Consider the following 8181-nt stretch of genomic DNA (forward strand, 5'->3'; position numbering starts at 1 on the left):
CTCTCAGTTCACGTCGATTCGCTACGGTGAACGCCTCGCGGAGATCGGCGCGACACCCTCGATCGGAACGGTCGGCGATTCGTATGACAACGCCCTGGCCGAGACGGTGAACGGCTATTACAAGACCGAACTCGTCCGCGGACCTGCCCGCCAAGGACCGTGGAAGACCGTCGAGGACCTCGAGCTCGCGACGCTCGGGTGGGTGCACTGGCACAATGCGCAACGTCTCCATGGCTACCTCGGCGACGTCCCGCCCATCGAGTTCGAGAACGCGTTCTATGCTGTCCAAGCCGACCGCGAACTGCTGGTCGGAATCAAATAGCGCGAGTCTCCATCAGACCCAGGGCGCTTCACCCGGCTACCCGTCACAGTGACCTCGAGGCCTCGCGCCGGCTCGGTCTGCTGGCCTTGGCGGATCGGGGACTGTCTGAATAACGGTGTGTGGGGTCCGGCCTGATCCGAAAGGAGACGGCCGTGGCTGACACGACCGAGTTGTTGGAAGACGCGATGATCGATCCCGTGACGGGAGAGATCATCGATCAGAAAGACCTCGCCGAGCGGCTGCTCGCGCAAGCGAAGGAGCAGGGCATGAGCCTGGTCGGCCCTGGAGCGCTGCTGAACCAGCTCACGAAGAACGTCCTCGAGACGGCTTTGAACGCGGAGCTGACCGAGCACCTCGGCCACCCGCATGGCGGAACACCTGCCGGCACGAACATGCGCAACGACACCCGGACGAAGACGGTGCTCACCGAGATCGGTCCGGTCGAGATCGAGGTCCCGCGCGACCGAGACGGATCGTTCGAGCCGGTGATCGTCCCGAAGCGGAAGCGTCGCCTGGGCGGGATCGATCAGATCGTCCTATCGCTCAGCGCGCGCGGGCTCACGACCGGTGAGATCGCCGCTCACTTCGACGAGGTCGACGACGCGAAAGTGTCCAAGGGCAGGATCAGCCGGATCACCGAGAAGGTCGCCGGTGAGCTCGCGGAATGGTCGTGACGACCGCTGGATCCGATCTACCCGGTGATCTTCGTCGACGCGATCGTCGTCAAGGTCCGCGACGGGCAGGTCCGCAACACCCCGTTCTACGTCGTCATGGGCGTCACCGTGCACGGGGAACGCGACATCCTCGGGATCTGGGCCGGCGACGGCGCAGAAGGAGCCAGGTTCTGGCTGCAGGTGTTCACAGAGCTGAAGAACCGAGGCGTCGAGGACGTGTTCATCGCCGTCTGCGACGGGCTGAAGGGCCTCCCCGAAGCGATCAACACCACGTGGGAGCGGACCGTCGTGCAGCAGTGCATCGTGCACCTGATCCGCAACAGCTTCCGCTACGCCGGCCGGCAACACCGCGACGCGATCGTGAAAGCCCTCCGGCCCGTTTACACGGCACCCAGCGTGACTGCGGCGAGGGACCGGTTCGCCGAGTTCGCGGCCGAGTGGGGCGGCAGGTATCCGGCGATCGTGCAGCTGTGGGAGAACGCGTGGGCCGAGTTCGTGCCATTCCTCGAGTACGACGTCGAGATCCGGAAGGTGAAACGAGGCCGCGGCGCTGAAATGCCTCTACCTCGTGACCCGATCACTTGACCCCACCGGCGGCGGCAGGGCACGCTGGGCGATCAGGTGGAAGCCCGTGCTCAACGCGTTCGCGATTACCTTCGCCGGACGGTTCGACAGAACCAATCACTGAAAACCGTCGGGCCTCACACACCGTTGATCGGACAGTCCGGCAGGCTCCGAAAACTTTCTCTGAAGGTGGGAATAAAACGGCATGCTCGGATGTTCACCGCAAGTGAACTTGATTCGGGGTGACTCAATGCGTGAGAGGAGAGTGATGATGCTGTTCGATACGTTCAAGGAGCTGGACCGGATCAGCTCGGCGTTCTTCTCCGGGCTCCCGGAGTCTGCGCTGAGTTCGGCGCCGGTGAATCTTTACCGCGAGGACGACCGCTATGTGGTGGAGACAGATCTTCCGGGGTTCGATCCGTCGTCGATCGATGTGTCGGCCGAGCCGGGGCTGCTGACCATCCGCGCGGATCGCGACACCTCCCGTGAGGATCACGGTGAGCGCTGGCTGGTCCGCGAGCGCAGTTCCGCGCGTGTGGTGCGACAGCTTGCGCTGGGCGACGAGGTGGATCTGGACGCGATCGCGGCCGACTACCGGGACGGAGTCCTGAAGATCACGCTGCCGGTAAGGGCTGACGCGCTCCCGCGCAAGGTCGCGGTCGCCGTGGGCTCGTCCGCTCCCGCTCAGCAGGCGATCGAGTCGGCCGGCGCGGCGGAGGATGTCGCGGGCCCAAAAGCCGTACCCGCGCATTCGGTCGCTTCCTGACCCGGTGGCTGCCTGGGGCCCGGAGGGGCCCCGGGCGCCGGATGCGCGGGAATGTCAACGTTCGCGTTGTCCGCTCCCGGCGAGTGGGGGTGGCGTGATGGATGCCTTCGAGCTGCTGGATTCGACGACGGCCATCGAATCCGCGCTCGTCTCGGAGGACGCGGACGACCTGGCCACCGTTCGAGATCTCTACCGCAGCGCACCCCCGATGGACGGGCCGCGGGTGACCACGGGCCTGGAGCCGGGGACACCGGCACCGAATTTCGCGCTCCCGGCCGCGGACGGCACCATCGTGCGGCTCTCGGAACTGCGCGGCTCGCCCGTGGCGGTGGTGTTCTACCCGCTGGACTGGAGCCCCGGATGCAGCGTGCAGCTGGAGCTGTATGAGCAGGAGTATGACGAATTCGCGTCGCGCGGCATCCAGCTGCTCGGCATCTCGGTGGACTCGATCTACAGCCACGGCGCGTGGGCGGCGGTGCGCGGCATCCGCTACCCGCTGCTGAGCGACTTCCAGCCGCGGGGCGAGACGGCCCGCGCGTACAACGTGTGGCGCGATGCCGACGGGCACAGCGAACGCGCCGTCTACTTGATCGACGCTGACGGGGTCATCCGCTGGGCTCACGTGTCCGAGCGGCTGAAGGAGCTGCCCGACTTCGACGAGCTCGTGGCCGCTCTCGACCTCGTCGCGGACCGGCAGCACGACGACAAGGAGGTGCAGTGATGACCATCTGGGACATCACCCCCGCCCGCACGATGGTCGCGCCGCGGATGCGCACGGTGCCGGTGGCGATCTACGGCCACCGATGGTGCGGGATCACTCAGCTCATCCGGCGGGCACTGGATCGGGCGGGTATCGGCTACGACTACGTCGACCTCGACGAGCACCCCTCCGTGTACTCCCGTCTGGAAGCGCTGACCAGCGGGCGGCTCCGCACGCCGGTCGTGCACATCGACGGGGAGTGGCTCATGGAGCCCAGCCTCCGTCAGGTGCAGGCCGTGCTCGCCCGGCACGGAGTACGGCTGTGAACGTGGTGACCTGCCCGGGGTGCGCGGCGAAGAACCGCGTGCCCCAGGCACGTGCGGGCAAGGTGCGCTGTGCGAAATGTCATGCCGACCTGCCCTGGCTCGTGGAAGCCGACGACAACTCCTTCGACACGGTCGTCGCCGAGGCGACTCTGCCGGTGCTCGTGGACGTGTGGGCACCCTGGTGTGGACCCTGCCGGCAGATCGCCCCGGTCGTCGACGGGCTCTCCCGCGAGTTCGCCGGACGCCTCAAAGTCGCCAAGGTCAACGCGGACACGTCCCCGCGCGTCTCCCAGCGCCACGGAGTGTCCTCGATCCCCACCCTCCTGCTCTACCGCGACGGGAAAGAAATAGACCGGATGATTGGCGCTGTCCCCGCCCCGCAACTGCGCGCCTGGGTCGAACGCGCACTCACCACCTGAGGCTGATGCAGCACCGTCCGAAGTTGAGTCACATCGGCTCAACGTTCGGGAATGTGGGCTGAGCCGTACGTGTTGTCAGTGGTGAGCGTGGGGCGCGCCGCCCACTCGAATACATCGACGGACATGAGGAAGGGGAACAGGGAGGTAATTCAGCGATGCGCCGCTACTACAACGGACTGAAGACAGCCGTGCTGCTCGGTCTGCTGACCGGCCTGATCCTGGCAGTCGGTTACGGGCTCGGTGGCAGCACTGGCCTCCTCGTGGCGACGGTGCTGTCCCTGGTGATGAACGGTGTGGCCTACTTCGCCTCGGACCGGATCGCGCTGGCCGCCATGGCCGCCGAGCCGATCACTGAGCGCGAAGCGCCGCAGCTGTACGCGATGGTGCGCGAATTGGCAGCTGCCGCAGGGCAGCCGATGCCCCGGCTGTACGTGAGCCGGATGCCGCAGCCAAATGCGTTCGCCACCGGCCGCAACCCCGAGAACGCCGCAGTGTGCGTCACCGAGGGTATTCTGCGGATTCTGAGCCCGCGGGAGCTGCGTGCGGTGCTGGCCCATGAGCTGTCCCACGTCGGCAACCGGGACATCCTGATCTCCAGTGTCGCCGCCGCGTTGGCCGGCATCCTCACCTCGCTGGCCAGCCTCGCCCTGCTGCTGCCCTTCGGCTCCGACGAGGAGGACGCGCCAAACCCGCTGGCCGCGCTGCTGATGCTGCTGCTGGCGCCTATCGCCGCGGGGCTGATCCAGCTCGCGATCAGTCGCAGCCGCGAGTACCAGGCCGACGCCGACGGCGCCCACCTGTCGGGCGACCCGCTCGCCCTGGCCAGCGCCCTGGAGAAGATCGAACACGGCACCCAGGCGATGCCCATGGCGCCGAATGGCTCATCCGCCGCTCAGGCCCACCTCATGATCGCCAACCCGCTGGCCGGTGGCGGCGTGGCTGCGCTGTTCCGCACCCACCCGCCCACTAGCGACCGGGTCCGGCGGCTCCGCGAACTCGCCGGACATCACAGCCGCCGGACGGCGGCGGCGTCGCCGGCGCGGATCTCCCACCTCATGAGGTGACACCAGCAGACCCGCTTCTCAGACACCATGACCCGGCGCCCCCGGTCAGCCCCCAGTCGGCGGAGGCAAGTATTCAAGGCGTTCGAAGTGGAGTCCGGGCGTGAAGCAGGAACTGGGGGACCAAAGTGTCGTCAAACTGCTTGCGGTGATTCGCTTCAGTGTGTGGAGAGCCCGAGAAAACGCAGCGCCCATTCCGACGCGGGTGTCTTCTTCCATAGGGAGCCTGACCCGCTTTTCCGGACACCTGAGTTGAGGCGATGATCGTCTCGGAAGGAGTCCGTGTAATGCCTGCTGCTCACCCGCCGGAGTTCCGGCGTCGAGCCCTTGACCTCGTTGCGCAGGGAAACCCCGTCGGCCAGACGGCTCGTGATCTTGGGATCAGCGAGTCGTGTCTGCGGAACTGGATGAACCGTGACGCGGTCGACTCCGGACGCAAGGCCGGCGTCACCACTGACGAGCACAAGGAGTTGGTCGAGTTGCGTCGCCGCAACCGTGTGCTGGAGATGGAGATCGAGATCCTCAAGCGTGCGTCGGCGTACTTCGCGCGGGAGAACGTGCTCCCAAAATAGGGTTCCGGCTGGTCCAGGAGCTCGCCGCGGACGGGATCCCCGTCGCGGTGGCCTGCCGGTTCCTGAACGTCTCGACCTCCGGTTACTACGAGTGGGTGAACCGGCCACCGTCGCCGTGAGCGGTCGCGGATGCGGCGTTGACGACGACGATCCGACGCATCCACGCCGACTCCCGCGAGACTTATGGCGCTCCGCGCGTGCTCGCCGAGCTGCGCCTCGGGCTCGGCGTTCACGTCGGCCGCAAGCGCGTCGCCCGGTTGATGCGACTGGACGGTCTGGTCGGGGTCTCGCACCGTCGGAAGCGGCGCGGCTGGAAGCCTGACACGGCGACGCACGAGGATCTCGTGAAGCGGCAGTTCCGCGCAGACGCGCCGAACCGGCTCTGGTTCTGCGACATCACGCAGCACCGCGCGAAGGACGGATGGGTCTACTGCGCCGCCGTCATTGACGCGTTCAGCCGCCGCGTCGTCGGCTGGTCGATCTCCGATCGGATCACCGCCGAGATCGTCGTCGACGCGCTTGAGATGGCCCGTTGGAGGCGACGCCCAGAACCCGGAACCGTGGTGCATGCCGACCGCGGAGCGCAATACACCTCATGGCTCTTCGGCCACCGGCTCCGCCAAGCAGGGTTGCTCGGATCGATGGGGAGAGTCGCTTCCAGCGTCGATAACGCGCTCATCGAGTCGTTCTGGTCGACGATGCAACGCGAGCTGCTCGACCGCTCGACATGGGCATCGAGGGCCGAGCTGTCGTCGGCGATATTCGAGTGGATCGAGGGCTTCTACAACCCCACCCGGCGACACACCGCGCTTGGCAACCTCAGCCCCGTGGAGTTCGAACGACTTCACATCCCCGCCGCGAAAGCGGCATGATCAACACACAAGAACCGTCCGGGAAACCGGGTCAGGCTCCGGGGCACGTCGCATGGCCTGTGCTGCGGGCGTGTCGAGTGGGTCGTCCAGGGGCGACGCAGAAGCGTCGACGCGACGTGCTGAGAGGTGGTTCCAGTCGAGCACTGGCACACCGGCTACAGGCATGGCGATAGGTCAGGAACGGCGTCGCTCCCTGCGCAGGAGGGAGCGCAGAGTCTCGGCGTTCGCGTAGCCGACCCGTAGCGCGATCTCGGCGGAGGTGAGGTCCGTGGTTGCTGAGAGGTGCCGAGCCCGTTCGATGCGAAGCCGTTGGGCGAAGCCGAGCGGAGTGAGGTTGAGCGCCGCACGGACTCGTCGTTCGAGGGTGCGCCGGCTGGTGCCGAGCGACTGCGCGACGGAGGCGACGTTGAACGGTTCGTCCAGTCGGGCGCGCACGAAGCGTTCGAACTCGACGACGATCGGGTCCTCGTGCCGGAGATGTTCGTAGGCGACGAAGGCCGCCTGCGACGGGCGCTCGTCGATGAGGAGGAGCTTTGCGACATGTTGGGCCAGGTCGGGGCTGATCGATCGCACGAGTGAGAGCGCGAGGTCGATGTGGGCGAAGGCGGCGCCGGCGGTGACGAGGTTCCCGTCGGCCACGACCATGGTGTCGAGATCGAGGGCGACGGTCGGATAGCGCTTCAGGAACTCCGGCCCCAGGAACCAGCTGGTCGTCGCCCGTCGATGATGCATCCGTCCGGTCTCGGCGACGGCGAACACGCCGGTGCACGCCGCGGCGATCCGGGTGGTCGCCTCGTCGAGGCGCCCGAGCGAGGCGATGACCGAACGAGCATCTCGGCTCTGGAGGGCGTCGTTGGTAGCGGCGGCCGTAAGGGTTCCAAGCGCAGGGACGACGACCACGTCGAACTCTCCGGACTCCGACAGCGGGTGGTCCACCGTCAGGGTCATCGATGCCGTCGTGGTCACTCGCCGTTTCGGTCCGAGGATGGCGAGTTCGATCGGGTCGATCCGCGGGTCGACATCGCCGCGGGCTCCGTCGGCCACCCGCACGATGTCGATGATCGACGCGATAGCCGAACCGAAGCAGCCGTCGATCGCGATCAGTCCGATACGCATGACGTAAACAATAGCAATACTGCCGTATACGCCACTCCCCACCGGCCCTCGCTCGTCATACGCTGAACTCGCTTCACCAAGAAACCTCGACACCTAGGAGAGTCCCTCATGTCCACACCCGCATCACTTCCGTATGCCTTCGTCGCCAAGATCGTCGCGGCCGATGGACAGCACGACGCGCTCGCCGATCTGCTCGCCGGCGCTGTCGCACTCGCCAACGAAGAAGTAGGAACGATTGTCTGGTTCGCGGTCAGGACCCACGCCGACACCTTCTGGATCTTCGATGCATTCCCCGACGAGGCCGCTCGCGACGCCCACGCCAACGGCGCCATCGTCGCAGCCCTGATGGCCAACCAGCACCTCCTCAGCGCAGCACCCGAGATCCTGGCGGCCGACGTCCTCGCGTCCAAGCTCCCGTAGTCCGCCAACGCACGAGACGATCGCGCCCCGCCGAGCCGTCGCCAGGTCGCGACGCAACGCCATGCTGCGTTGCCGAGCGGTGCGAGGCCTATCGGCACACGGACAGGATGCCGGCCGCGAGCGCTCAGCCGGCGAGGGGTCCGTCGCAAAGGAGAGCGACGTCGGTGTCGGGCAGAGCCGTGAGGCCAGCGCATCGCGCGACCACCAGAACCGAACCGCCCCTGACCTGCGTTTCCGCAGGTCAGGGGCGGTTCGCCGGAAGCCGGGTCTGCTGAACGAATAGGTGACACCTGATCTGTGGTGCCTGAGGGTGCCGCTGGGAGGATGTCATCATGCCCAAGCCCTATCCGCGCGAGTTCCGTGAGGACG

General features: G+C 66.8%; 10 protein-coding genes and 1 pseudogene. 10 read left to right on the forward strand and 1 reads right to left on the reverse strand.

Going from position 1 to position 8181, the window contains the following annotated elements:
- The 9 genes and pseudogenes from ASD19_RS07910 to ASD19_RS07950 all read left to right on the forward strand — a co-directional run.
- On the forward strand, positions 1-322 hold a 322-nt coding region (locus ASD19_RS07910), incomplete at its 5' end, for an integrase core domain-containing protein (RefSeq protein ID WP_156377153.1).
- A 185-nt stretch (positions 323-507) separates the two neighbouring features.
- A pseudogene (locus ASD19_RS07915) lies at positions 508-1684 on the forward strand (IS256 family transposase).
- Between the two features lie 144 nt (positions 1685-1828).
- On the forward strand, positions 1829-2326 hold the full coding sequence (locus ASD19_RS07920; protein ID WP_055990893.1) for an Hsp20/alpha crystallin family protein: 498 nt from the start codon (positions 1829-1831) through the stop codon (positions 2324-2326).
- A gap of 97 nt (positions 2327-2423) precedes the next feature.
- Positions 2424-3047 carry a redoxin domain-containing protein gene (locus ASD19_RS07925; RefSeq protein ID WP_200941087.1) on the forward strand — a complete coding sequence of 208 codons (624 nt, stop codon included), beginning with the start codon at positions 2424-2426 and terminating at the stop codon, positions 3045-3047.
- Positions 3047-3352, forward strand: coding sequence for a glutaredoxin family protein (locus ASD19_RS14345; protein ID WP_200941088.1), 306 nt, complete (start codon positions 3047-3049; stop codon positions 3350-3352). Before ASD19_RS07925 ends, ASD19_RS14345 begins: the two co-directional genes overlap by 1 nt.
- The gene (gene trxA, locus ASD19_RS14050) at positions 3349-3771 is read left to right on the forward strand and encodes a thioredoxin (RefSeq protein WP_156377155.1); all 423 of its coding nucleotides are present in this window, start codon (positions 3349-3351) and stop codon (positions 3769-3771) included. The genes ASD19_RS14345 and trxA overlap by 4 nt, the downstream gene beginning before the upstream one ends.
- A 155-nt stretch (positions 3772-3926) precedes the next feature.
- Positions 3927-4835, forward strand: a complete 909-nt coding sequence (locus ASD19_RS07940) for a M48 family metalloprotease (RefSeq protein ID WP_055990896.1) — start codon at positions 3927-3929, stop codon at positions 4833-4835.
- Positions 4836-5119: 284 nt separating this feature from the next.
- Positions 5120-5404, forward strand: a complete 285-nt coding sequence (locus ASD19_RS07945; protein WP_055990899.1) for a transposase — start codon at positions 5120-5122, stop codon at positions 5402-5404.
- A gap of 137 nt (positions 5405-5541) precedes the next feature.
- Positions 5542-6276 carry an IS3 family transposase gene (locus ASD19_RS07950; protein ID WP_082543093.1) on the forward strand — a complete coding sequence of 245 codons (735 nt, stop codon included), beginning with the start codon at positions 5542-5544 and terminating at the stop codon, positions 6274-6276.
- A gap of 174 nt (positions 6277-6450) precedes the next feature.
- Here ASD19_RS07950 and ASD19_RS07955 read toward each other — a convergent pair whose 3' ends face one another.
- A complete protein-coding gene (locus ASD19_RS07955; protein WP_055990901.1) occupies positions 6451-7392 on the reverse strand; it encodes a GlxA family transcriptional regulator in 942 nt (313 codons plus the stop codon).
- 108 nt (positions 7393-7500) lie between these two features.
- On the opposite strand from ASD19_RS07955, the gene ASD19_RS07960 reads away from it, so the two are divergent.
- Positions 7501-7812 (forward strand): putative quinol monooxygenase, encoded by a 312-nt coding sequence (locus tag ASD19_RS07960; protein WP_027020518.1) that lies wholly within the window; start codon positions 7501-7503, stop codon positions 7810-7812.
- The last annotated feature ends 369 nt before the right edge of the window (positions 7813-8181 follow it).

Origin of the sequence: Microbacterium sp. Root53 (assembly GCF_001426925.1) — a bacterium.
Lineage (GTDB): Bacteria > Actinomycetota > Actinomycetes > Actinomycetales > Microbacteriaceae > Microbacterium.

What these genes read in the sequence shown, in the direction of transcription:
- ASD19_RS07920 (WP_055990893.1), top strand. Translation starts at nt 1,829, where the DNA reads ATGATGCTGTTCGATACGTTCAAGGAGCTGGACCGGATCAGCTCGGCG.
- ASD19_RS07925 (WP_200941087.1), top strand. Translation starts at nt 2,424, where the DNA reads ATGGATGCCTTCGAGCTGCTGGATTCGACGACGGCCATCGAATCCGCG.
- ASD19_RS14345 (WP_200941088.1), top strand. Translation starts at nt 3,047, where the DNA reads ATGACCATCTGGGACATCACCCCCGCCCGCACGATGGTCGCGCCGCGG.
- ASD19_RS07940 (WP_055990896.1), top strand. Translation starts at nt 3,927, where the DNA reads ATGCGCCGCTACTACAACGGACTGAAGACAGCCGTGCTGCTCGGTCTG.
- ASD19_RS07945 (WP_055990899.1), top strand. Translation starts at nt 5,120, where the DNA reads ATGCCTGCTGCTCACCCGCCGGAGTTCCGGCGTCGAGCCCTTGACCTC.
- ASD19_RS07955 (WP_055990901.1), bottom strand. Translation starts at nt 7,392, where the DNA reads ATGCGTATCGGACTGATCGCGATCGACGGCTGCTTCGGTTCGGCTATC.
- ASD19_RS07960 (WP_027020518.1), top strand. Translation starts at nt 7,501, where the DNA reads ATGTCCACACCCGCATCACTTCCGTATGCCTTCGTCGCCAAGATCGTC.